This window comes from Mesorhizobium sp. B2-5-13 (assembly GCF_006440535.1).
Classification (GTDB): domain Bacteria; phylum Pseudomonadota; class Alphaproteobacteria; order Rhizobiales; family Rhizobiaceae; genus Mesorhizobium; species Mesorhizobium salmacidum.
In genome coordinates, this window is sequence record NZ_VFUI01000012.1 from 114,077 (window position 1) to 137,411 (window position 23,335).

The window sequence follows — 23,335 nt, forward strand, 5'->3', positions numbered from 1 at the left end:
GGTTTGACGGAGACCTCGTCATCGCTGCGATTTCCGGAGGTCGGACCCAGGGAACAGTTCGCGACGCTGCGAACTGGCCGCGAAAAGTTTGCGCACCGACGGTGACGAGGAGACCTCGACGGAAGCGTCTTCGCTGGACGAAAGACCGGAAGCGGCCAACGGCCCGGACCGCACTATGAACAGCGGCGCGACCTTCCAGGTGACGGCCTTCGCATGAGCGGCGGTGAGCGCGCCGGGTGCATCACCGCCGCCCCAGAAAGGGCGGAGCATCGCAACATAGGCCCGGGTTTCAGCCGGCAGCGGGCGGCCCCTCAAGGAGGCTTCGTAACGCCCCGGCCCCGCATTGTAGGCGGCCAGGAAGCCCGGTGAACCGTATCGATCATACAGCTCGCGAAGATAGGCGGTGCCGGCAAGGATGTTGTCGTGTGGATCATAGGGATCGTGGCCGAGTTGATGACGAAGGCGCAGCTCGGCCCAGGTTCCGGGCATGATCTGCATCAGACCCACTGCACCCTTTCGCGACACGGCGCGTGGGTCGCGGGCGCTTTCCAGGTGCATGACTGCCCGTATCCAGAGCTGAGGAAGGCGAAAGCGATGCGACGCTTCGGCGATATGCGCGGCATAAGGATCGTCCGCCGATTTGCGCGAGACCGGCGCTGATTGTGCGACGGGCCCCGTCATCGCGTGGCAGAAAATCAGCATGCCACCGATAAGCCAACGTGCTTCCCTGCGACCAGGCAACCAACCGACGCGGCGCCTTTCGTCCGCACATTTCGGTGCCGATCGCCGACTCATCGAGCACGCTCCGGCCGCGATTTCGGCCGGATCCAGCGCAGCGACCAGGAGCCATTGTCGGATCGCAACAGACTGGCGCGAAAGCGCCGACCAAACAGCGGATCCTCCAATCGGCACGACAGATAGTCGCCAGCCGTCTGTCCGGTTTCCTTCCAGGCCGCGCCGACCTCGGGGCCGCTGCCGTCGCCGATGTGGATGCGAAAATCCGGCGCTTTGCCGTCGCATTTTTTGGCGGGGACGAGCACCAGTTCGGCATCCACGAGCAGCGTTCGCATGCGCCCGGAGTAACCAGGTTCAGTTTTGTGAAAGACGCCGATCTCGGCCATGGACTATCTCCTTCGTCTTGTTGGCTGGGCTGAATTTCAGTTCGCTGGAGCGAGCCAGGTGTAGTGGCCATCGCCCGTTTCGTCGGTCCAAAGCGGCATCGCACGTCCGACGATCGAACCCACCGGGAACGGGCCGAAGTAGCGGCCGTCGAGACTGTCCTGGACCTTCCGGTTCACGACGAAGATTTCGGCGGCGGCGATGATGCGGCAGCCCTGCCAGTCAGGCAGGGCACGTCCCTCGCGATCGCGCTTCAGTGCGGTGCCGATCGTGATCCCGTCGACCATGACGACGCCAGCAACGCGACAAACCTCGTGTCCAGGAAGCCCTTCGATGTGCTTCAGCATTGGCACACCGAGCGGAAGGTAACCGCGCTCGGCGGCAAACCGAGCGACGCTCTCGGGCGGTTCGATGACGGCGAGCGCGCCTGCCGTTGGAACGGCCATTCTCCGGATCGCATAGAGGCCGAGGGGCGCGCTGGCCGATGCGTTCCATACGAGCAGCGGCGGCATGTCCACGGCAGCGGGGGCGATCGTCGCGGCGAGGGCCGCGAGCGCCGCGGCCATGCAAGCGACGCGGCTCATGATGTCGCTCGCTTGCGCAACAGAAAGGCCCGATGCTGCTCGAGCGAATAGGCACAGAGCGTTCCGCCAGCAACCAGTCGGTTGTGGGTCTGACGCCAATAGTCAGGGGCGGCGCCGACCGGATCGAGGCTGATCGCCTCGATCGCATCGATCAGTTGGAGAACCCGCTCAACCTTGTCCCAGCCTGCGATCTTGAGCAGGATCTCGCCGCCTGGCCGGACATAGGGCAGCGTCTGATAAGGTTCGGCGGGCAAGACGGCGCGCACGATATCGATGCGCGAAATGATGGTGCCAAAGTCATTCGCCGCCCAGCGGACGAACGCAAAGACACTGCCCGGCGCAAATCCGATGACGCGACGCCGCTTGTCGATGATCGTTTCATGCGCAGGGCGTCCGAAGCGGATGCGATGCTCGATACGCTTCTCGATCCAGATCAGCTCGACCGTGGTGAGGCCGCCGCGCGCCGTCGCTTGAGAAGACGGCGTCATATGCCGTCTCCCTCGCGCCGGCCGACGCACCGCCGCTTCTGCTCTACGCCGCCAGTCCTTGGCTTGCCCGCAAGACTGTTAGATTGAGAGTTAGACTCTAAGTTAAGAGGCCGATTTTCCGTTTCGTAGCCGTCGCATAGAGCCGATAACGGTTCCCGAAAGCACGATGATGCGGTTCCCGATGGCACGATAGTTCGGGTTCCCGATGGCACGATCCTGTCAACAGGCCTCGGCGCCGGTTCGAAAGCCAGCATCACGCGGCCGCTGGCTTCGACCTCCGTGAAGAGAAGATACCCCGGCAAAGGCTGGCGGCGCACGATGTCACGTAGCTCGAAGGCGAAGCGCTTGAGCGGCGACAGGCTGCCGGACTTCCGATGCAGGTGGCTGATATCGAAACGCCAGCCGGCGCGCTGGCGTCCGCCATGCTTGCGCACCAGTCGATAGAGCCAACGCTCCAGGCCGCCCGTCAGCCCAAAATAGGCCCGGTCGATTGTCAAGATCAGCGCATCGTCCATGACGGCGCGATAGAACCAATCGGGCAGGATCAGTTCGACGCCAAGCGGGCGACCGTTTTGACCGCAGCGCTCCTGCCACTCATTGATCCACGAGAAGCGATGACGGCGGCCCTCGGCCGGCTGGCGAATGGAGGTGACGACGCTTGTCGACTGCAGGCGGTCGAGCGCGGCCTTGAGACGCTGGTAGTCTCGCTTGGAGACGCCGCGGCCGATGAAGGTAAGCATCTCATATGGCGTCGCGGCCATCAGGCGGGATGTGCGCAATCCGGCGTCCCGAGCGTTGACGATCTGGCTCGCGGCCCAGATCAAGATATCGGCGTCCCAGATCGTCGCCATGCCGTGATCGGGCATTGCGTCGACACGGATCGCAACATCGCCGGCGTGAAAGTCGATCGGCGCAACGCGCCTGGATTTGGCGAGGGAGAAGAAGGGATAGGCCATGAGGTCCTGCGCATCGCGTGGCGCCACGACGCCCGGCAGCGCCTGGAATAGGTCGAGCTGTTCGCGCTCCAATGGTGGGCGTGGTCGTGCCGACATTGGGGAGATCGGCGGGCTCAGCGCCTTTCGCGTCCGGCATAGGGGATCAGGCGGGCGGCCTGAGGCTTGGCGGGCAGCAGCGAGCCATACGGATCGGATGTCGATGTCATCGCGCCGCGCTGAACCCAGGCCTGGAGGTCGTCGATGGCGTAGACGACGCGGCCGCCGAGTTTGCGATAGGCGGGCCCTGTGCCGTAGGTGCGATGTTTCTCAAGTGTGCGCGCCGAGAGACTGAGGAAATGCGCGGCTTCAGAAGTGCGCAGGTAGCGCGGCGGCAATGGCGCGGCGTCGGTGTTCATGAGGTGTCTCCTTCCGGCCGTTGCGGTTGAACGGCGATCGATGGCCAGGATGGAGGAGCAAGGGCACCATGATCAGGTGCGCAATTGAGGGGCGCTATTTCGCACCGCTAAGAGGCCTTCGGCAGCGCCGCCGGCGCGTGCTGCAATTGGCGGGCGCCGCGCGCGACCATCTTCACGCCGTCGCGCATCAGCAACGTATCTGATGACAGAAGGCCCGGTCATGGCGGCCTGCGGCGCGGAATGCCCGCGCGCCATCATCAGGAGACGCCCCGCCCGGTACCGGGCGAGGCGTCTGCCAGTTCACTCGCCGTTGCGGCGGCTGGGGCGGGACCAGATGAGGCTGTGGCCCTCGCCTTCCTCGTCGGCGAAGAGGTTGGCGTAAATTGGAGCGGTGAAGCTCGGATCGTCCAGCTTGAGGCCGAGATAGTCGCGACCTTCGTTGGAGCGCTTGGACCAGGCGGCGCCGATCTCGGCCTTGCCGACCACGACGCGGTGGCTTGGTGCGTTCTCGCCGCTGGCCCGGGTGTCGGGGACGATGCGCACGCCTTTGGCCTGGACGCTGAGGGTGACGATCTCGCCGGCGAACTCGTTCGCACTGGTCTTCTTGAAGATGCCGATGGTAGCCATTTTCAGTCTCCGTTTTCGTTTCCGAGCCCGCACCATGCGACCTCGATGGCGATCGTGAGGCCGGAGGCGACCGCCGCCGCATCGCTTGCGACCGCAGCAAAGCGGAGGATGGCGCAGGCGCGCGTTTCTTGGTTCCGCGAGGAATGGGCTTTGCCCAGGGGAAGAAACTCGCGCCGCGCCATTGCGGCATAGGCGATCGAGGCTTCAGCCGTCCTTCGGCCAGATCAGCCCGTTCGAGAGGTCGTTGGTGCGCTCCGCGAAATGCCGAGGGAGGCAATGGCGGCATGCGGGATCAGCAAAGATTAAGCGGATTGTTTCGCCAGCGGATTTCCTGACACGGACTCGGCAAGTACTGCATCGAAGCCTCTTTCCCTCCAGTGCCAAGCGCACGCTACCTTTGAGCGGCTCACTGCTCGGATCGAGATGCCTTCGCCCGCACTGCAGAGTCGACGGGTCGTGCTACGGGCGCAAGGCCATTTGGATCGCCCTTCCCGCAGATCTATCATGACGTTTGCTGTACACTTGGGAATGGGGAGGAAGCCTCTGGATGCACCTTTTTCGTCGCGCGGCATTGTAAGAATGTCGCGCTGATCGTTGAAATGGCGTCCATATTCCGGGCTGACCGCAGCGAAGCACGCCTGCGAGAACCGAAACCTGCCAGTCCGCTTCCCACCCCATTCCTGACGGACGGCAAGGTTCTTCGGTGACAAACGCGCCACCCGCGTTACGTTGTTTCGCCGCTCAACGTAGGCCCACGCTTCGCTCGGCCAGGGCAGCGCCGCCATAGTCGACCCCAAGATAGGAGGCAGCGCCCTACAGGCCGCCGCTGTCCGCTTCTGGGGAGCGTCGACTGGAACCTGAATGTCTGGCTTTAGGCGCAAAAACGCCGTTCACTTCAGGATCGTAGGCTTGGCTTGGAGACCACGCATCAAGTGAACCAGGCGGCGTCGAAACCCCTTCAGGAAAGGCGCCGTCGCGCGCGAAGCAATTGGCGGTAGCCGCGCTCGACCATTTTGAAACCGTCCCGCACTAAGCGATGCGTCTGATATCGAAAAGCCGAGTCGTGCCAGTCGGCAGCACTGACCAGTCGCCGACCGAACAAGGCGGTAGCGACTTCAAAATGGGATGCCTGCTCTTCCCGGCCATCGAGGCATCGCAGCATGTGGCCAAGGCGCCGGCGCTGGGCCGCGGTCAACTGGGCGTCAGGAAGGTGTTGCCTGCGGATCAAGCGGATGAACCGCTCGATGGCTTGGAGCCGGTCGTGCGCCATGTCGTCCAGCGGGATGATGGCGGCGAGCGGTTCACCTGGCTCCGCGTCGCCGAGAAGCGCCAGTTGTGTGCCGCCAGACCGCATATGAAGGCCGACCTCGTCACGCCGGCCCGCGACCAGCGGGACGTCGGAGGCGCTGCCCTGGCCCGTGTGCAGTTCGGGCGGAACCTCGACAAGGATGATGACCCCTGGATCGATCTGAGGCGCCCAATAGACGGGCTGCTCGACCGCGGACTGGTCAGGCCGAGCGGCGAAACTGCAAACCCCAGCGCTTGCGTAATGCGCGCCTCGCCTTAGCCGAGCGGGAGGTTGCGAAGTCCTGCTGATAGTGCGGGTTGCGTCGCAGGAACTCCCAGGCGATCTCGTCAGCGGCTGCGCCTTTGACGAATGCATATGCCTGTGGGTCACGCCACTTCGATGTGTCGGGCTTCATCCGCGTCCTTCCCTTCTCAAGGATTGATAGGGGTACGCGGCGTAGAGCGAAATCCTTGTATTCCGTCATTGACGAATGGACGACGAGATATCTCGGCACCGAGCAGTTAGACCAAGACTTTGCGATGCCTATTGGCTTGCGCCCTGCAGTATTTTGAATGTGCTCGTCCATGTGCGATAGCCTTCGTCATCACCCTGGCACCACGCGCTGAACGCGCGCCAAGCGGCGAAGGACGAGGCGGACTGCTCGAACAGCGAGCCGATCAACTGGTCGCCGGCGGGCCAGCCAGATGGCTGATCGCTTGTCGCGTGCTGCGTGAGACGCCGCAGATCGGCCAAGGCCGAGCGGACGTGCGGCAGCGGAGATTCGCACAGATCGGTGTTGTCAGTCGCCTCCCGAATGACAGCCGCAAGCTTCGCAACCACACCCGCTAGAGACTGGGCAGGCGTCGCCGCAATCTCCGCCAACAAGGCGTCCGCCCTTTCAGTGTTGTCCTGCTCTTCCTTGCACAAATCAAGATTCCCCGCGCCCGATGACTTCGCCAATAGGCAAAAGTGCGCCGCGCTCTAGGAGCCCGCGCCCAGCCTCCTGCTGCCGGATACAAGAGGCCAGCTTCGCAACGTGCGCCCGGAGCCAGGCGAGGGACACGGCAAGCGCTGGATCAGCGGGCGGCTGATCTTCAGCTGCATGGTCGGCAGAAGGCTCAGGACGCTCTGCGGTCCACGGAGAGCCGGGCTCCCGCCCAAGCGTGACGGAAGGCAAAGTCGTGGTATTGTCGGAATCAGCCATGATCCGAGCTCCACACAGCTTGGCTTTGGTCAGGTCGAAAAGGGTGTTCGCGCACCCTCTTCGACCGCAATTTCGAGACAGGGGTAATATACAAATTGATTGACGTCAATCATAATATTGCAGACAAGGCGGCGAATTTCAGCGCTGAGCAGTGCCGCGGCGCACGTGCAATGTTGGGATGGAGCCAAGATGATCTGGCCCGCGCGGCCAGCGTCGCACGGCAGACAATCGCTGATTTCGAACGCGGTGCGCGGACTCCGATTGCAAACAATATATTAGCGATCGTGAATGCGCTTGAAAGAGCTGGCATTGAAGTACTTCGTAACAATGGGATTCTGTTGCGAAAGAGCAGTTGATGGTGGTTTCACCGTCAAATGCCACTCGAACGGGCCCGCTTGACCAGTTACTCGCCATTGCGGCGGTTGGGGCGTGACCCAGATGAGGCTGTGCCCTCGCCTTGCTCGTCGGCGAAGAGGTTGGCGTAGATCGGAGCAGTGAAGCTCGGATCATCGAGCTTGAGTCCGAGATAGTCGCGGCCCTCGTTGGAGCGCTCGGACCAAGTGCGCAATGGCGGCTCCGGACCTGATCCGCGCGAGCTGCCGCCCAGGGGGCTGCGCAGCCGCGACATCCACATACCCGACCTCCACATCGACAGCATCAAGATCAAGACGCGGGATTTCAGGTGAAACGCCGAATTTCTGCCCGGCTCAGGATCGCAAGTCGTACCAAAGCGTTACAGGTCGAGCGTCGTGACGGCGCAGCTACGGAACAGGGAGACGATAATGGCAGACACAGTTGGGTTTGGTTTGAGCCAACTCAAGTGAGCAAGTCAGCTTTGCGTCGGCCAATCATCAAAGACGTTTCCACTCGCCCCACGAAGCCAGCCTCGCGCGGCTTGGCCATTCTGGCGCCACCTGCATTCCGGCCGGTCCAGCTCGCAAAACTGGTGGGCACGGTTCCTCCCGGCGACCGCTGGATCCACGAAATGAAATACGATGGCTACCGTATCCTTGTCGCTGTGGGCGGCGGCGAGGCGCGCGCCTATACGCGCTCCGGTCTGGACTGGTCGGACCGCTTTCCCTCCATCCTGTCCGAGGCACGCACACTTAACGTTCGCTCCGCCCTCATCGACGGAGAGGCTGTCGTCATCGACACCGAGGGACGATCCAGTTTTCAGGCGCTGCAGAACGCTCCGGAGCCGGGTTCGGCCAGTGCGGCGAGATTGAAAGAAGTTGTCTCATGACCGTTCGCGCACGGACGGGATCCGCAATCTAGCTCAGGTCGGGCTTCGCCGCTTGACGCGTCGAGTCATCAGCGTAAGCTTAGTTCGTAACTAAGCTATATATTCCATAAAAATGGAACCAAGAGGAGAACGGATGAAGCGCTTATTGCAAGTCGTCGCCTCGCTCGCCGCATTATTGCCGGCGCTGGCCTGGGCTGAACCGCAGAAGGGAGGCGTGATCGACGTTGCCACGATCGGCGAACCGCCGACGCTCGATCCTATGGCATCGACCGCCGATCTGGTCGGCATCATCACCCAGCACATCTACGAGACGCTCTACACTTTCGACAGCAAATGGGGCATCACGCCCCTTCTGGCCGCCGACATGCCAAAGATTTCGCCTGATGGCCTGACCTACACGATCGCGCTCAGAACCGGCGTGAAGTTTCACGACGGTTCCGACATGAATTCGGCCGACGTCCTGGCCTCGTTGAACCGATGGATGAAGGTGGCGACACGCGGCAAGCAGGCGGCGGAAGTGATCAGCGCCATCGACGCGGTCGACGACGACACGGTCAAGATCACGCTGAAGAAACCCTATGCGCCGCTGCTGTCGCTGCTCTCGCTGAACAACGCCGCCGCGATCATCATCCCCTCCGAAAACGCCGGCGAGGATCCGCTGACCAAATTCATCGGAACCGGGCCTTACATGCTCAAGGAGCGCAAGCCCGACCAGTTCATCCAGCTCACCCGCTTCGACGGCTACAAGTCGCGCGGCGGGGAACCGAACGGCTATGGCGGGGCAAGGAAGCAATATCTGGACGAGATGCGCTTCGTGCCGGTGCCCGATGCCAACACGCGCGTCGAGGGCGCCGTCGCCGGCCAGTTCGCCTATGTCGATTCACTTCCGGTTGAATCCTACGACAAGGTTTCCGCCGGCAAGACCAAGCCGCTTATCCTGAAGCCGTTCGGCTGGCCGGTGTTCGTGATGAACACCAAACAGGGGCTGAATTCCGACATCCGTATCCGCAGGGCGATCCAGGCCGCGCTGGCCCCAAGCGATATGCTGCTTGCTGCCTTCGGTTCCAAAGACTTCTTTGCCGTCGACGGCGCCATGTACCCGGAGAGCTTCATCTGGCACTCGGACGTCGGCACCGAGGCCTACAAGCCCGACGGCGACACCGAGAAAGCCGCCGCACTGCTCAAGGACGCCGGTTACGACGGCAAGCCACTGCGCATCCTGACCAGCCGCCAGTATGAATTCCACTACAAGATGGCGCAGGTGGCGCAGGCCTATCTGGAACAGGCCGGCTTCAAGGTCGAACTCGACGTCGTCGAATGGGCGACGCTGACGAAGAACCGCACGGATCCGGCGCTATGGGACATCTACATCACCCATAGCCCGTTCCTGGCCGAGCCGTCGCTCAACGGCTTCATGTCGGATAACACGCCGGGCTGGTGGTCGAGCGACGCCAAGCACAAGGTGCTCGACGCCTTCAACTCCGAGAGCGACCCGGCCAAGCGCGCCAAGCTCTATGAGGATGTGCAGAAGGTGATCTACGACGAAGCGCCGATCTACAAGGTCGGCGACTTCAACGCGCTCGCCGCCGAAGCGCCGAACCTCAAGGGCGTCACGCCGGCACCCTGGCCCTATTTCTGGAACGCCTACCTCGACGACAAATAGGCCCAACCCCTGCCTTTCCCGCTATGCTTGCGGGAAAGGCAACCAGGCATGATCCGGGCGGGGCCGCGATCCGGCCGCCCGCCAGGACAGGAGATATCAACACATATGCTGCGCTCGGTTCTCAACAGGCTTCTCGGCATGATCGTGGTGATGGCCCTGGTCGCCACCATCGTCTTCGTCATCGTGCGGGTGACGCCGGGCGACCCGGCCGCTGTCATGCTCGGCCCCGACGCCACCGCCGCCGACATCGCGGCACTTCGTTCCAGACTCGGGCTCAACGGCTCGATCCCCGAGCAGTTCTGGCGCTACATCGTCGGTGTCGTGCAGGGCGATTTCGGCCAGTCGATCTTCCTCAACGAACCGGTCACCGCGGCACTTGCGCAGCGCGCCGAACCGACCTTCTTTCTCACCGTCTTCTCGCTGCTGATCGCCACCGTGATCGCGCTGCCCGTCGGCATCCTTTCTGCCTATAGGCGCGGCTCGCTGTTCGACCAGGCGGCAACGATCATCGCCATGTTCGCAGCCAGCGTGCCGAGCTTCTGGCTCGGCCTGCTGTTCATCCAGTTCTTCGCCGTCAGGCTCGGCTGGTTCGACACGTCGGGCTATGGCGGTCCCGGCGCCTCCTTTGGTGACCGCATCGCTCATCTGGTGCTGCCGGCGCTGGCGCTGGGGCTGGTCAGCTCGGCCTTGATCACGCGTTTCACCCGCGCCTCGATGCTGGACGTCCTCAGTGACGACTATGTGCGCACCGCCCGCTCCAAGGGCATGAGCGAATGGCGCGTGGTGCTGAAACACGCGCTGAAGAACGCGCTGATCCCCATCCTCACGGTGATCGGCTTGACGGCGGCGCTGCTGATTTCCGGCGCCGTCGTCACCGAGACCGTGTTCGGCCTGCCGGGGGTCGGCAGCCTGGTCGTCTCGGCGGTGCTGCGGCGCGACTATCCGGTCATCCAGGGCGCGCTGCTGGTCATCGCCGGGCTCTATGTGCTGGTCAATTTCGTCATCGACATGCTCTATATCCTCATCGATCCGCGGGTGCGCTACTGATGGCCGCGATCGCCACCCCGCTGCAGCAGGAGCCGAACCTTTTGTCGCAGCTGCTCGGCCGCCCGACGGCGGCGGCCGGGCTGGCCGTTCTGGTCATCATCGCCGTGATGGCGATCCTGGCGCCCGTGATCGCACCCTATTCGCCGACAAAACTTTCGATCGCCGCGCGGCTGCATGCGCCTGATCTCCAGCATCTGTTCGGCACCGACGATCTCGGCCGCGACGTGTTCACGCGCATGCTCTATGCCGCCCGCACCTCGCTCTCGGTCGGCTTCGCAGTGGTCGTCTTCTCCGGTGTGGTCGGCATTGTGCTCGGCTTGACGGCCGGCTTCTTCCGCAAACTCGACACGCCGGTCTCGCGGCTGATCGACGCCATGATGGCTTTTCCCGACGTCCTGCTCGCCATTGCCCTGGTGGCGGCACTCGGCGCCACGCCAATCAACGTCGTCGTGGCGCTTGGCATCGTCTATGCACCGAGGCTGGCCCGCGTCGTGCGGGCCTCGACGCTGGTGATCCGCGAACTGCCCTATGTCGAGGCGGCACGCGCGCTCGGCGTGCCGACGCCGGTCATCCTAGTGCGTCACGTGCTGCGCAACGTCACCTCGCCCATCCTGGTGCAGGGCACCTTCATCTTCGCCAACACCATCCTGGCCGAAGCCGGCCTGTCGTTCCTCGGCGTCGGCATCTCTCCCGATATCCCGACCTGGGGCACCATGATTGCGGTCGGCCGCCAGTACATGGACCAGGCCGGCTGGATCATGATGTTCCCGGGCGCTGCCATCGTCATCACGGTGCTGGCGCTGCAACTGGTCGGCGACGGCCTGCGCGACCTTCTCGATCCCCGTCTGGCAAAGGACATCTGATGTTCGGCAACAATTTTCCCGCAGCCAAACAGCCATTGCTGATTAAGGGCGCCAGGCCGGTCGCCTTCGGCGATCGTTTCGGTCCCGCCATCGACGTGCTTGTCGACAAGGATGGTCGCATCGCGGAGATCGGCTCGAGGATCGCCGTCGGCGACGACGTCAAGGTGGTGGAGGCGAACGGCGCCTTCCTGTCGCCGGGCTGGACGGACCTGCATGTCCATGTCTGGTATGGCGGCACCGACATTTCGATCCGGCCGCAACAATGCGGGGCGGCGCGCGGCGTCACCTCCATGGTCGATGCCGGTTCCGCCGGGGAGGCCAATTTCCATGGCTTTCGCGAATTCATCGTCGAGCCGGCGCAAGAGAACATCTACGCCTTCCTCAACATCGGCTCGATCGGCCTCGTCGCCTGCAACCGGGTGAGCGAGCTGATCGACATGCGTTCGATCGACATCGATCGCACCATCGCCACCATCGAGGCCAATCGCGACGTCATCGTGGGCTTGAAGGTGCGGGCAAGCCACGTCATCACCGGCGGTTGGGACCTGACGCCGGTCAGGCTGGCCAAGAAGCTGGGCCGCATCGTCAAGCTGCCTGTCATGGTGCATGTCGGCGAGCCGCCGCCGCTCTATGACGACATTCTCGGCCTGCTGACCGAGGGCGACATCGTCACCCATTGCTTCAACGGCAAGGCCGGCGGTTCGATCCTCGAAGATGACGATCTCTACCGCCTGGCCGAGGACGCGGCCGCTCGCGGCGTCGTGCTCGACGTCGGCCATGGCGGCGCATCCTTCTCCTTCGATGTCGCCAAGGCGGCGCTGGAACGCGGCCTGCCGCCGAAGACAATTTCCACCGATCTGCACAACCGCTCGCTCGACGGTTCCGTCTGGGACATGGCGACGACCATGTCGAAACTGCTGTCGCTGGGCATGGCGTTCGAGGACGTAGTGACGGCATCGACTGTGGCACCACGCCGGGCCATCCGACTGCCAGCCGACAGCTTGCTGGAAAAGGGCAAGCCGGCGGAATTCACATTGTTCGAACTGGTCGATGCCGAACTGACGGTGAAAGACTCCCAGGGTGCGACGAGCGTGCTCAACCAGTTGTTCGAACCGCGCTACGCGATCCTGGGAGCGAATGCGATAGAAGCCCACCGGCACGTGCCATCGGCGCATGCCGGCGACGGCGCTTGTCCTCATTGCGGATGGAAAGCTTGAGCGAGGCGCTGGCCCAGAACACGATCCTGTCGGTCCAGGACCTCAAGGCCTGGTTCGTGACCCGGCGCGTCACCGCCAAGGCGGTCGACGGCGTCACCTTCGACCTGAAGCGCGGCGAGACGCTGGCCGTGGTCGGCGAATCCGGTTCGGGAAAATCGGTCACCAGCCTGTCGATCATGGGGCTGCTGTCGAAGCCGGGCCGTATTGCCGGCGGCAAAATCCTGTTTCGCAACCGAGCCGGCAAAGTCGACGATCTCGCAGGCTTCACCGCGAAGGATTTCCGCCGCATCCGCGGCAAGGAGGTCGCGATGATCTTCCAGGAGCCGATGACCAGCCTCAACCCGCTCTATAGCGTCGGCGACCAGATCGGCGAGATGATCGCGCTGCATGAACCGGTCGGCCGGCAGGAAGCGCGCAAGCGGGCGCTGGAGATGCTGCGGCATGTGGAAATTCCCGACGCCGCATCGCGTCTCGATGATTATCCGCACCAGATGTCAGGAGGCATGCGCCAGCGCGTGATGATCGCGATGGCGCTTGCCTGCAATCCTTCGCTGCTGATCGCCGATGAGCCGACGACGGCGCTCGACGTGACGATCCAGGCTCAAATTCTTGATCTCTTGCGACGGCTGCAGCAGCAGATCGGGATGTCGATCCTGTTCATCACTCACAATCTCGGTGTGGTCGCCGAGATCGCGCACAATGTCGTGGTCATGTATGCCGGCCGCGTCGTCGAGCAGGCGCCCGTCAACGATCTGTTCGCGCATCAGCGCCATCCCTATACGCGCGGCCTGCTTGCCTGCACTCCCAATGCAGCGCGCGACGTCGATGCGGCCGGCGAGCGCAAAATACTCTACTCCATCCCCGGCAGCGTGCCGGCGATCACCGCCCTGCCGCCCGGCTGCGCCTTCGAGCCGCGCTGCGATTACGCAATCGCCCCGTGCCGGGCCGCCCCGCCACCGCTGATGCCGGCGGGCTCGGCAGGGTTCTCCCGCTGCATCCGGAGCGCCGAACTATGATTGCCGACGCTGAAACCAACGACACGACACAAGCAGCCCCCCTGCTCAGCGTCCAGGCACTGACGAAGCGGTTTCCCGCGCGCGACGGCCGTGTCGTGCACGCCGTGGAGGACGTCAGTTTCGAGGTCAAGCGCGGCTCGACGGTCGGTCTGGTCGGTGAATCCGGATCCGGCAAGACCACCGCCGGTCGCGCCATCCTGCGACTGGTCGAGCCGACCGGCGGCAAGGCCCTGTTCAATGGCGTCGATCTCTTCTCGCTGTCGGCACGCGAGATGCGCGCCTATCGGCAAAAGCTGCAGATCGTCTTTCAGGACCCGTTCTCCAGCCTCAATCCGCGCCTGCGTGTCAGCGCGATACTCGGCGAAGCTCTCGACGCGCGCGGCTATTTGCGTGGCAAGGCGCGGCAGGACCGCATTGCCGAGCTTCTTGCCCTTGTCGGCCTCTCACCCGATCATGCCTCTCGCTACCCGCACGAATTTTCAGGTGGCCAGCGTCAACGGATCGGCATTGCCCGGGCACTTGCGGTGGAACCAGAATTCATTGTTGCCGACGAGCCGGTTTCGGCGCTTGACGTCTCAGTGCAGGCGCAAGTGCTCAACCTGATTGGCGATCTGCAAAAGCGGCTTGGCCTGACGCTGCTGTTCATCGCGCATGACCTGTCGGTGGTTGAATATTTGTGCGACGAAGTCGTCGTCATGTATCTCGGCCGGGTGATGGAGCGCGGTCCAAGCAGGCTGGTCTATGCGGCGCCACGGCATCCCTACACCAGGGCGTTACTGGCAACCGCACCGGTGCCGGATCCAACGCGCATGCGCGTTCGGGTCCCGCTCTTGGGCGATATTCCCAGCCCGATTGATCCGCCATCGGGCTGTGTCTTTCGCACTCGCTGTCCGGAAGCGATCGAAGCCTGCGCCGCGGTCATCCCGCCGGTTTCGCCTATCGGCGGCGGACATCATGTGGCCTGCATTCGCCACGACCAAAGAAATGACTGACTGGAGCTCGCTTACATGACTTTTTCCGAGCCGATGAAGCGATCGGAAAACTCGCCCAATGACCGGCTGAAGGCGCTGGGCATCACCCTGCCCCAGGCACCACCTCCAATCGCCAATTTTGTCACCCACGTTCAGGAAGGCAAGCTTCTGTTCCTGTCCGGTCAGGGGCCGATCGAGGCTGACGGCATGCAGCACACCGGCAAGGTCGGCGGCAACGTGACGGTGGAGCAGGCCTATGCACATGCACGGCTGACCGGCATCAACCTGCTTGCCGTGATGCGATCCGCGCTCCACGACTTGAGCCGTGTGCGGCGTGTGGTGAAACTGCTCGGCATGGTCAATGCCGTGCCCGATTTCGCCGACCATCCTGCCGTGATCAATGGCTGCTCGGATCTTTTCATCGACGTCTTCGGTCCGGCCGGAATTCACGCACGTTCGGCCGTCGGGCACGGTTCGCTGCCTGGCCAAATCACCGTCGAGATCGAGGCCATCATCGCCATCGATTGACTTCCCACTAAGGAGCACCACCGCCATGCCGATTGAGGAAATTCGTCGCCGCCTTGGCTTGAGACCGGTCATCAATGTTTCCGGCACGATGACTGGGCTCGGCGCTTCCATCGTGGTGCCGCATGCCGTCGAAGCAGTGGCGGCGATCCTGACCGAATTCGTCGAAATGGGTGACTTACAACGTTGCGCCAGCACCGTTATCGCCGATCTGACCGGCGCCGAAGCCGGCTTTGTCACGGCGTCCTGCTCGGCGGCGATCAGCCTGGCGGTGGCAGCCTGCATGACCGGACCTGATCTGGTCGCGATCGAACGACTGCCCGACACGGCCGGGCTGAAGGACGAGGTGGTCATCCAGTCCGGCCATATGGTGAGCTACGGCGCGCCCATCGAGCAGGCGATCCGCATTGCCGGAGCCAAGGTCGTGCCGGTCGGGCAGGCGACAAGTGCCGCGGCCTATCAACTCGCCGGCGCTCTTACCGAAAACACTGCGGCAGCCGTCTACGTCGTGTCACACCACGTGGTGGGCTACGCGCAAATCCCCTTGAAGATTTTCGCCGAAGTGGCCCATGCGCGCAACGTACCGGTGATCGTCGATGCGGCGTCGGAATACGACCTGGAGGGCTTCCTGGCCGATGGAGCCGACCTGGTTCTTTATTCCGGTCACAAGTTTCTCGGCGGCCCGACCTCGGGCATCGTTGCCGGATCCAAGGCAAGGGTGCGCGACGTCTATCTGCAAAATCGCGGCATTGGCCGCGGCATGAAGGTGGGCAAGGAAGGCATCGTCGGCGCTGTGGCGGCACTTCAGGCATGGAAAACACGTGACCATGACGGCATCCGCGCCCGCGAACGCAAGGCGCTCGACTGCTGGGTCGAGGCACTCGATGGCCGACCGGGTATAATCGCCGAGATCGCCCCGGATCCGACCAAAAATCCGCTCGATCGCCTGAAAGTTTCGGTCAACCCTGCTGAAGCCCGCATTGCCGCCTGGGATCTGGCCGACCGCCTGGCTGCCGGGGACCCTCCGGTCATCGTGCGCGACCATGAGGTCGAGCACGGCTATTTCTTCCTCGACCCCTGCAATCTGCATCCGGGTGAGGAGCTTGTCGTGGCAAAGCGGCTGGCCGTGGGACTGGATCAGGCGCGCAAGTCGAACGTGATGGCCGCCACGTCCTTTGAGGAGCGCCTGCGCGCACGGGAAGCGGCAATCCTGAAATGGCCGGATTGATATATCAGGTATCGCAAACGGCCATCCCGTTCTACACTCGCCTTGAGAAAGATGTCCGAACCAATGACCAGAATAGTGGCCCAAATCGAAGCGGCGCCAATTGCGGCGCCTGAGCCGCGCCGCTCGCGCACCAGCGGCATCGACCGGGCGCTGCAGATCCTCGATTGTCTGCAGAAGGTGGAGCGACCGGCGACCGCCTACGAGATCGCCCGCGACATAGGCGCGCCGCTGTCGACCATCTATGTGATCGTTGAGGACCTTGTGGAGAAGGAGTTGCTCGACCGGCAGGACGGCCTCCTGTGGCTCGGGCCTCGCCTCTACCACTATGGTTTGACCTATGCGCGCACCCTTGATCTGCTCAACGTCGCGAACCAGGAGATGCACGAGCTCGCCCAGAGCTCGGGCGAGACCATCCAGATTTGCGGGCGCGATGGCGATCACATGGTGGTGCTCGCCATGAAGGAGGGCAAGGACCACTTCCAGGTGACCTCGCGCGTAGGCACTCGCAGCCCCCTTAACTGGACCGCCTCGGGCCGCATGCTGGTCGGCCACTTGCCGGAAGAGGAACGCCGCGCCATTTTTGCGCGCTCCGCAACGGCTTCCCCGACCGGCCGAGCCGAAACGGATGACAAGGTGCTGGCGAGCACGGCCGCCGCGGCGCTCGAACAACGCCTCTCGATTCAGGCCGGTGAATCCGACTTCTCTGTGGCCTGCATCGCCGCCCCCATATGCGACGGCGAGGGGGCTTGCAGGGCGACGATCTCTATCGTGGTTCCCGATATCAAGCTGAAACAGAAGAACCCGGATCTGGTCCATCTGGTCAAAGCTAGCGCCAGGCGCATCGAATCCCGGTTAGGCTGGCGCAGTGTAAGGTGACCAACAACGGCGACCGATCGGCATTCCACGCGCGTCCGTCATTGCTGGCAACCGCGCCTCGACCTGGACTAAGTACTCGACCGCGGCGCCCCAGAGGAGCAGCACGTTGATGCCCGAATAGTGCCGGCCCGTGGCGGCGTTCCTCGGCATGGCGAGCGGCGCCTTCGCCGCCGCCGTTCCCCAGGGTTGCACCCAGGGCACGCGACCGGCCTCCAGGTCGGCCATGATCTTGTCGGTGATATCGTCATAGAGCCTCGCCCGGTCGGTGCCGGCGCGAGGCTTGGCGGTGATGTCTGGACATCGGAGCTCTCCGCGACGGGCGCCGGAGGCCTCTCCTCCAGCTCTCAACCCGTCAGGCAAATTCGGTCCGCACTCTAGGGGCATTGCGCGGTCTCCCCGCTAGATAAGGGTCGGCCGAGATCTTGGATCGGCCGCAGGGGAAGGCCTTCCCCCGCGAAACTGAAGAGGAGCAAATGCGTAAGTCAGGATTTCAGAACCGTGTGGAGATCGGCGACCGACGGGGGTAGCGCGCCTTATCAACAGATTCTGCGGCTGGAGCCTGAAGCGGTTATTGAACATCGGTGCCTCGACATACTCGTTGGAAATCGCAGCTCGTTCCTAGTCGGGCCATCGGAGATTCCCAGCCGGCGAGTTCTCTGGGCTGCCTTTTACATCAGCGGTTGAGCTAGGCCTGTCGATAAGCGAAACTAGTCGATCGGCGACAATCTGTTCCTCGCCGGGATGCAGATTGCACGGGTCTAGGAAGAAAATGCCGAGTTCGGCTTGGTGAGCTCGCACCATTATCGGGGGCGAGCACGACGCCAGCGCTATCGCTAGGCCCGCGGCCGAGTATCCGCTGGCGGGTTTCACCCCGATTTCCAAGCGGTCGAGAGGATTGCCCGTGGGATCCGGCACCAGACGGGCTTCAATCCCTCTTAATTCTTTGAAAGACGCCAGCCACAGTTCGAGCACCGCGCGCTCGCGGGCTCTGATTGCCTCATGGTCTCGTACGGCCCACGCCTCAAGTGCCGCCATGACCCCAGCAATGCTCTCCTTTCCGACCTTCATGCCCCGACCCACTCCGTGATTTTGAAGATAGGCAGCACGTATCAGGTCCGTCCTCCCTGCAACCACACCAGTGGTGGGGCCACCGAGGAACTTGTGACCCGAGTAGATGACGGCATCTGCGCCCTGGGCAAGGAAATACCGCAAGTCGTACTCGGATGCTGCGTCCACGATCACCGGAACACTTTTGGCGTGGCAGATGGCGGCAAAGTCGGCGAGCGCGAGCATACCGTAGGCGATGGTCGAATGGGCCACCACGTAGATGCCTGCTGCGGTATGTTCGTTGATGGCCTCCTCCACCTGGTAAGGTTGAGTGGAGCTTACGGCCCCGGCCAGTACCGGCTTGCCGCCGCACAGGCGTATGGCTTGATCAATGGAATTGCCGTAGCCAACCACGTGCCCCCACTGCACGATGACTTCAGTTCGTAGGCCTGCGGTGTCGAGGGGCAAACGTTCGATGGCAAGCAATCGCTGACCCGTCATTGCTCCGGCGACTGTCATGACGATGCCGGCGGCCGCCGAAGCGGTGACAAAGCCGCACTCGGCGCCTGTAAGGCGGGCAATCACGTCGCTCGCCTTCCGCTGCAGATCGTCGATTTCTACAAATTCCGGAGCAATCTCAGCCATGGCCTGGATCGCTTCCGGCACCATGATGGAGGCGCCCAATGCAGTCATCGTGCCCGACACATTTATGATTGGCCGCAGCCCCAGCCGCTCCCGGATCGACAGCCGCTCGTTGATATCCGACAGCATCACTCGTGGCCCCTTCTAATGGCGTAATTCGAAAATCGCTTCGATCTCGACTGTAATGTTGTTCGGCAACGAGGCCACGCCAACAGCGGATCGGGCGTGATGACCGTTATCTCCAAAGACCCCAATAAAGAGATCCGAGCAGCCGTTGACCACAGCGGGATGCTCCGTAAAATCGGAGTCTGCGTTTACAAATCCTTGCAGTTTGACAACACGCCCGACCCGACCAAGATCGCCCAGAGCGTCCGCAAGAACAGACAGGATATTGAGACCGACAAGATGAGCATGCTGGTATGCATCTTGCGTCAGTACATCACGACCGACCTTGCCGCAGTGCAGGTAGCCATCGACCTCGCGAGGGCCCTGCCCCGATACATAGACTAGCTTTCCAATCCGAATGACATTGCGGAAATTTCCGCTCGGCGTCGGCACCGGCAGGAGATCCAAACCGAGCGCTCTTAGCTGCTCCAGATAGGACATCAGCATGCCCCGTGAATCTTGGCCATGTGCGATAGACCGTTGGAACATCCGACGAGATCAAGGCGGCCCAGGAGCGACAAGAATGGCCCCCTATTCATGCTGCGATGTTTCGCACGAAGTGATCATTTCCGATTGTAACGACATCCTCTGAGTATGGACGACTGATCGCCCGGATCCGGCTGGCTTCGCTTAAGAAGGCTGCGCTTCCACCGACCTGAAAGCGCTTTGCCGGTTCGGGGACAGCAGAAAGCATGAGCTTGGTGTAGGGATGGCGCGGATCTGACAGAACCGTGAGTGAGCTGCCCCACTCAACCATTTGGCCCGCGAACATCACCACGATGTTCTCGGCAACCTGATAGGCTGTGGCGATGTCATGAGTGATGTAGAGCAAAGCCACTTGGCGCTCGCGCTTTACCCGCGTCAAGAGCTCGAGGATGTCTAGCCGGATGGAGACATCGAGCATTGATGTGGGTTCATCGGCCAGCAGCACCTCCGGCTGCACTGCTAATGCACGAGCGATATTCACGCGCTGCCGCTGCCCTCCCGACAGCTGGTGCGGATATTTCGACGCTGTTGTCTCGCCGTCCAGACCTACCCAATCGAGCAACTCCAGCAGCCGTGCATGTCGTTCTGCGCCGTTCCCACCGAAGCCGTGTATCTTGAGGGCGCGCGAAATCTGATAGCGCACGGTAAAGGCCGGGTTCAGCGATGCAAACGGGTCCTGGAAGATCATCTGAACCTTCTTTCGAAAGGCTTTCTCACTCTTCGCGTCCAACGATGATGGGATCTGTGCGCCGTCCAACAGAACCTCTCCGCTGGTCGGCGAAATGGTCCGTGCAATAATGTTCGCGCAAGTGGATTTCCCGCAACCTGACTCCCCCACCAGCGCCAACCCGCGGCCCGCCCTTAGATCAAAGGACACCCCGCGCAGTGCATCGAACGATCCAAAGCTCTTGGTTACATTCCTCACCTGCACGACCGGCGGCCGGCCGTCCGTGACAGCGTGCGACGAGATATCAAATATGGTCATGAGAACGCCCCCGTCTCCGCGCGACCCGCAGGCAATCTTGGTACGGCGTTCCACAACGCTTTTGTGTAGCTGTGACGTGGGCTATTCACCATCTGGTCGACGTCGCCGAGCTCCACCACCTCTCCGCGCAGCATGACCGCCATGCGGTGGCAAATCTGCGCCATCAGATGGAGATCGTGCGTAATGAACAGGATCGAGAAACCCCGTTCCTTTTGCAGTTCCGCTACCTGCTCCAGGATTTCCCGTTGCACGACGACATCGAGCGCCGTGGTTGGCTCATCCATGATTATGAGGTCCGGATTGAGTGCCAGACAGATCGCAATGACGATCCGCTGCCGCATCCCACCACTGAACTGATGTGGATAATCAGAAAGTCGGTCGGGGGCGATACCGACAAGACGAAGCATGCTTGCTGCAATCTCCCGCGATTGAGCGCGAGACGCGTTAAGGTGTCGGTGCAGAACATCGTGGAACTGGCCCTCAATCCGCATGAGAGGATTGAGCGAGTTCATCGCATTTTGGAATACCATGCCAATTCGACGCCAGCGCACTTTCTGTATCTGAGATTCTGTCAGTTGCAGCAGATCGCTCCCCTCGAGGAGGATTTGACCTTCCGCGATCCAGGCGGGCGGTTTCGACAGCCGGGCGATTGCATAAGCGATTGTGCTCTTGCCGCACCCCGATTCACCCGCCAGCCCCAAGATCTCGCCGCGTGAAATGCTAAGGCTGACCGACTTGACCGCTTTGAAGCTCCCGCGATCGAGCAGGTAATCGACGCTCAGATTTCTAATGTCGAGCAGAGGCTCCATCAGCGCCGCACCTGCAGCGCCCTGGTCCGCAGCCGGGTCCATCGCAACCATCGGCTCAGAGCTGGCCCGGACCGAAGCTGGGGATTGGCAATCTCGTCAAGGGTGAAATTGATCAAGGCGAGACTCAGACCGACGAGCACCACGCCGGCGCAAGGGGCGGCAACATCCCACCACGCCCCAACCAGGATCGCCGAGGAGTTCTGCGCATTGTAGAGCATTGTCCCCCACGTCACGTGGAGGGGGTCTCCAAATCCCAGGTACTCAAGTGTCGTCTGCGTCACAATCGCGAAGATAATGCTGCCGACGAAGTTGATTCCGATCAGCGGCAACAGGTTCGGCAATATCTCGACCAACGCCACCCGGAGCTTCGACTCCCCAACCATTCGCGCCGCAAGGACGAACTCCCGATTCTTGATCGCCAGGGTTTGAGAACGGGTCAGGCGGGCGCCCCAGGGCCACGACGTCAGCGTTATGATGACGATGATCACGCTTGGCCCAACGGTGCCTGCGAATGCCGCGAGGAAGATGAGCAGCGGCAGGTTCGGTATGACGAGAACGGCGTTGGTCAACAGATCGAGACCGCGATCGACTCGACCGCCCATATAGCCGCCGATCAGCCCGACGACCGTGCCGAGCATTGTGATCGCAACCCCGGCGGCGACGCCGACAGACAATGTCGACCGCGCGCCCCAGACAAACTGGCTGAAAACGTCGCGCCCCATTTTTGTGGTTCCCATGAAGTGCTCGAAGGACGGCGCCTGATGAGAGCGGGCCACGCGGTATTCGGGGCTGTATGGCGCGATAAGCGGTGCAAAGATCGCCAACGTGGCCAGGACGAGGAGAATAGCGGCGCCGACGACGACCTTCTTCTGGTGAAACAGAAAACTCAACGTGATGCTCCTTTTAGACGCGGATCAACGAGGCCATAGATGATGTCCACCAGCAGGTTGGCTCCCAATGTTATCACCGTCATCAACATCAGCTGGCCCTGGATCACTGGATAGTCGTGGGCGAGAGTTGCCGTGAAGAGAGTCAGCCCAAGACCCGGGTAGTTGAAAACGACTTCGACAACGATCGATCCACCGAATATGGCGCCCAACATGAGCGCCAGATGTGTGAGCATCGGGAGCATGGCGTTTCTGACGCCGTAGCTGTACATCACGGCGGCGTTCGAGAGGCCCTTGGCCCGCCCAAGCGTCACGTAGTCCTCGTTCAGAACAGAAATCATCGACGACCGCATCGTGCTCTGGAAGCTGGCGATCAGATATGGCGCAAGGCTCAACACCGGCAGCGCGGCATGGGCCGCGACACTAAGGAGGAAGGTTGCGTTCAGCCCCGGATCGAGATTCGGGTCATAAGCATAGCTCACTGGAGCCAGGCGGTAGAGGACACCGAAAACGAACAGGGTCGTCAGCGCGAAAACCACCGGAGGCACGGCATTCACGACGAAGGCCAGCGGTGAGAGGATCGAGTCTGTCTTGCCGCCGCGGCGCCATGCTGACATCGCCCCCAGAACCGTTCCCATCGCGAAGGAGAACACGACCGTCGTGGTGATCAAAAACGACGTCCAGATCAGCGGCCGGGCGAGCACGTCCAGGACCGTCATCGGATAATAGTTCGTGGACACTCCGAGATCGAAGGTCGCAAGGCCTTTGAGGTAACTTCCGAACTGGACCCAGAGAGGCTGATCGATCTGGCCGAACCTGGCACGCAAAGCCGCAACGACCTCGGGTGTTGCCCGCTGCCCAAGCTGGGCTATCATCGAGTCGACCGGACTTCCCGGCATCAGGCGGGGCAACACAAAATTCACTGCAATCGCGATCACAAGTGCAATGCAATACGTGCCTGCCCGCCGAAGAAATGCCTGCATCGACCCGATGATCCTAACTAA

28 protein-coding genes and 2 pseudogenes are annotated in these 23,335 nt (G+C 62.3%); 12 read left to right on the forward strand and 18 right to left on the reverse strand.

All coding sequences use genetic code 11. The features are described from left to right. Positions 1–18: 18 nt before the first annotated feature. The 10 genes from FJ434_RS20275 to FJ434_RS20320 all read right to left on the reverse strand — a co-directional run bounded on the left by FJ434_RS20275 (position 19) and on the right by FJ434_RS20320 (position 6,384). A complete protein-coding gene (locus tag FJ434_RS20275) occupies positions 19–681 on the reverse strand; it encodes a lytic transglycosylase domain-containing protein (protein WP_246676152.1) in 663 nt (220 codons plus the stop codon). 110 nt (positions 682–791) lie between these two features. Beyond that, on the reverse strand, positions 792–1,121 hold the full coding sequence (locus FJ434_RS20280) for a DUF736 family protein (RefSeq protein ID WP_140751536.1): 330 nt from the start codon (positions 1,119–1,121) through the stop codon (positions 792–794). A gap of 36 nt (positions 1,122–1,157) precedes the next feature. Continuing rightward, positions 1,158–1,703 (reverse strand): S26 family signal peptidase, encoded by a 546-nt coding sequence (locus FJ434_RS20285; RefSeq protein WP_140751534.1) that lies wholly within the window; start codon positions 1,701–1,703, stop codon positions 1,158–1,160. Beyond that, positions 1,700–2,191, reverse strand: a complete 492-nt coding sequence (locus FJ434_RS20290; protein ID WP_140751532.1) for a DUF2840 domain-containing protein — start codon at positions 2,189–2,191, stop codon at positions 1,700–1,702. The genes FJ434_RS20285 and FJ434_RS20290 overlap by 4 nt, the downstream gene beginning before the upstream one ends. Then, positions 2,188–3,243, reverse strand: coding sequence for a replication initiator protein A (locus FJ434_RS20295; protein ID WP_140751530.1), 1,056 nt, complete (start codon positions 3,241–3,243; stop codon positions 2,188–2,190). Before FJ434_RS20295 ends, FJ434_RS20290 begins: the two co-directional genes overlap by 4 nt. 17 nt (positions 3,244–3,260) lie before the next feature. Beyond that, entirely contained in the window at positions 3,261–3,542 is a 282-nt protein-coding gene (locus FJ434_RS20300; protein ID WP_140751528.1) for a helix-turn-helix domain-containing protein, read from the reverse strand. 300 nt (positions 3,543–3,842) lie between these two features. Then, positions 3,843–4,169 (reverse strand): DUF736 domain-containing protein, encoded by a 327-nt coding sequence (locus FJ434_RS20305; protein WP_140877000.1) that lies wholly within the window; start codon positions 4,167–4,169, stop codon positions 3,843–3,845. A gap of 958 nt (positions 4,170–5,127) precedes the next feature. Then, a complete protein-coding gene (locus FJ434_RS20310; protein ID WP_246678377.1) occupies positions 5,128–5,523 on the reverse strand; it encodes a DUF2285 domain-containing protein in 396 nt (131 codons plus the stop codon). A gap of 154 nt (positions 5,524–5,677) precedes the next feature. After that, the gene (locus tag FJ434_RS20315; RefSeq protein WP_140751526.1) at positions 5,678–5,872 is read right to left on the reverse strand and encodes a DUF6499 domain-containing protein; all 195 of its coding nucleotides are present in this window, start codon (positions 5,870–5,872) and stop codon (positions 5,678–5,680) included. A 128-nt stretch (positions 5,873–6,000) separates the two neighbouring features. After that, positions 6,001–6,384 carry a hypothetical protein gene (locus tag FJ434_RS20320; RefSeq protein WP_246676148.1) on the reverse strand — a complete coding sequence of 128 codons (384 nt, stop codon included), beginning with the start codon at positions 6,382–6,384 and terminating at the stop codon, positions 6,001–6,003. A gap of 372 nt (positions 6,385–6,756) precedes the next feature. On the opposite strand from FJ434_RS20320, the gene FJ434_RS20325 reads away from it, so the two are divergent. Beyond that, positions 6,757–7,017: a helix-turn-helix transcriptional regulator gene (locus tag FJ434_RS20325; RefSeq protein WP_246676147.1), complete on the forward strand. Its 261-nt coding sequence runs from the start codon at positions 6,757–6,759 to the stop codon at positions 7,015–7,017. A gap of 47 nt (positions 7,018–7,064) precedes the next feature. Here FJ434_RS20325 and FJ434_RS30305 read toward each other — a convergent pair. Continuing rightward, a pseudogene (locus FJ434_RS30305) lies at positions 7,065–7,220 on the reverse strand (DUF736 family protein); the annotation flags it as partial. A 1-nt stretch (position 7,221) separates the two neighbouring features. Here FJ434_RS30305 and FJ434_RS30515 point away from each other — a divergent pair. The 11 genes from FJ434_RS30515 to FJ434_RS20380 all read left to right on the forward strand — a co-directional run bounded on the left by FJ434_RS30515 (position 7,222) and on the right by FJ434_RS20380 (position 17,310). Next, positions 7,222–7,347 carry a hypothetical protein gene (locus FJ434_RS30515; protein ID WP_281406456.1) on the forward strand — a complete coding sequence of 42 codons (126 nt, stop codon included), beginning with the start codon at positions 7,222–7,224 and terminating at the stop codon, positions 7,345–7,347. A 134-nt stretch (positions 7,348–7,481) separates the two neighbouring features. After that, complete coding sequence (locus FJ434_RS20335) at positions 7,482–7,904, forward strand: hypothetical protein (RefSeq protein ID WP_246678376.1); 423 nt, start codon at positions 7,482–7,484, stop codon at positions 7,902–7,904. Between the two features lie 133 nt (positions 7,905–8,037). After that, entirely contained in the window at positions 8,038–9,567 is a 1,530-nt protein-coding gene (locus FJ434_RS20340; protein WP_140751524.1) for an ABC transporter substrate-binding protein, read from the forward strand. A gap of 105 nt (positions 9,568–9,672) precedes the next feature. Then, a complete protein-coding gene (locus FJ434_RS20345) occupies positions 9,673–10,614 on the forward strand; it encodes an ABC transporter permease (RefSeq protein ID WP_140751522.1) in 942 nt (313 codons plus the stop codon). After that, positions 10,614–11,477, forward strand: a complete 864-nt coding sequence (locus FJ434_RS20350) for an ABC transporter permease (protein WP_140751520.1) — start codon at positions 10,614–10,616, stop codon at positions 11,475–11,477. Before FJ434_RS20345 ends, FJ434_RS20350 begins: the two co-directional genes overlap by 1 nt. After that, complete coding sequence (locus FJ434_RS20355; RefSeq protein ID WP_140751518.1) at positions 11,477–12,694, forward strand: amidohydrolase/deacetylase family metallohydrolase; 1,218 nt, start codon at positions 11,477–11,479, stop codon at positions 12,692–12,694. Before FJ434_RS20350 ends, FJ434_RS20355 begins: the two co-directional genes overlap by 1 nt. A gap of 8 nt (positions 12,695–12,702) precedes the next feature. Continuing rightward, positions 12,703–13,710, forward strand: coding sequence for an ABC transporter ATP-binding protein (locus tag FJ434_RS20360; RefSeq protein ID WP_210242192.1), 1,008 nt, complete (start codon positions 12,703–12,705; stop codon positions 13,708–13,710). Beyond that, positions 13,707–14,702, forward strand: a complete 996-nt coding sequence (locus FJ434_RS20365; protein WP_140751516.1) for an oligopeptide/dipeptide ABC transporter ATP-binding protein — start codon at positions 13,707–13,709, stop codon at positions 14,700–14,702. The genes FJ434_RS20360 and FJ434_RS20365 overlap by 4 nt, the downstream gene beginning before the upstream one ends. Before the next feature lie 15 nt (positions 14,703–14,717). Beyond that, positions 14,718–15,209 (forward strand): RidA family protein, encoded by a 492-nt coding sequence (locus FJ434_RS20370; RefSeq protein ID WP_140717771.1) that lies wholly within the window; start codon positions 14,718–14,720, stop codon positions 15,207–15,209. Positions 15,210–15,234: 25 nt separating this feature from the next. Continuing rightward, on the forward strand, positions 15,235–16,434 hold the full coding sequence (locus FJ434_RS20375; protein WP_140751514.1) for an aminotransferase class V-fold PLP-dependent enzyme: 1,200 nt from the start codon (positions 15,235–15,237) through the stop codon (positions 16,432–16,434). A 75-nt stretch (positions 16,435–16,509) separates the two neighbouring features. Continuing rightward, the gene (locus tag FJ434_RS20380) at positions 16,510–17,310 is read left to right on the forward strand and encodes an IclR family transcriptional regulator (RefSeq protein WP_246672953.1); all 801 of its coding nucleotides are present in this window, start codon (positions 16,510–16,512) and stop codon (positions 17,308–17,310) included. Positions 17,311–17,382: 72 nt separating this feature from the next. On the opposite strand, the pseudogene FJ434_RS20385 reads toward FJ434_RS20380, so the two are convergent. From FJ434_RS20385 to FJ434_RS20415, 7 genes and pseudogenes are all read right to left on the reverse strand, one after another. Next, a pseudogene (locus FJ434_RS20385) lies at positions 17,383–17,601 on the reverse strand (ArdC-like ssDNA-binding domain-containing protein); the annotation flags it as partial. Positions 17,602–17,928: 327 nt separating this feature from the next. Then, entirely contained in the window at positions 17,929–19,128 is a 1,200-nt protein-coding gene (locus tag FJ434_RS20390; RefSeq protein WP_140717776.1) for an aminotransferase class V-fold PLP-dependent enzyme, read from the reverse strand. 15 nt (positions 19,129–19,143) lie between these two features. Continuing rightward, the gene (locus tag FJ434_RS20395; RefSeq protein ID WP_140751643.1) at positions 19,144–19,605 is read right to left on the reverse strand and encodes a RidA family protein; all 462 of its coding nucleotides are present in this window, start codon (positions 19,603–19,605) and stop codon (positions 19,144–19,146) included. 94 nt (positions 19,606–19,699) lie between these two features. Next, positions 19,700–20,635 carry an ATP-binding cassette domain-containing protein gene (locus tag FJ434_RS20400; RefSeq protein ID WP_140717780.1) on the reverse strand — a complete coding sequence of 312 codons (936 nt, stop codon included), beginning with the start codon at positions 20,633–20,635 and terminating at the stop codon, positions 19,700–19,702. Next, the gene (locus FJ434_RS20405; protein WP_140717802.1) at positions 20,632–21,447 is read right to left on the reverse strand and encodes an ABC transporter ATP-binding protein; all 816 of its coding nucleotides are present in this window, start codon (positions 21,445–21,447) and stop codon (positions 20,632–20,634) included. Before FJ434_RS20405 ends, FJ434_RS20400 begins: the two co-directional genes overlap by 4 nt. Beyond that, positions 21,444–22,334 carry an ABC transporter permease gene (locus tag FJ434_RS20410; protein WP_246678375.1) on the reverse strand — a complete coding sequence of 297 codons (891 nt, stop codon included), beginning with the start codon at positions 22,332–22,334 and terminating at the stop codon, positions 21,444–21,446. The genes FJ434_RS20405 and FJ434_RS20410 overlap by 4 nt, the downstream gene beginning before the upstream one ends. Beyond that, on the reverse strand, positions 22,331–23,314 hold the full coding sequence (locus FJ434_RS20415; RefSeq protein ID WP_140717784.1) for an ABC transporter permease: 984 nt from the start codon (positions 23,312–23,314) through the stop codon (positions 22,331–22,333). Before FJ434_RS20415 ends, FJ434_RS20410 begins: the two co-directional genes overlap by 4 nt. Positions 23,315–23,335 lie beyond the last annotated feature (21 nt).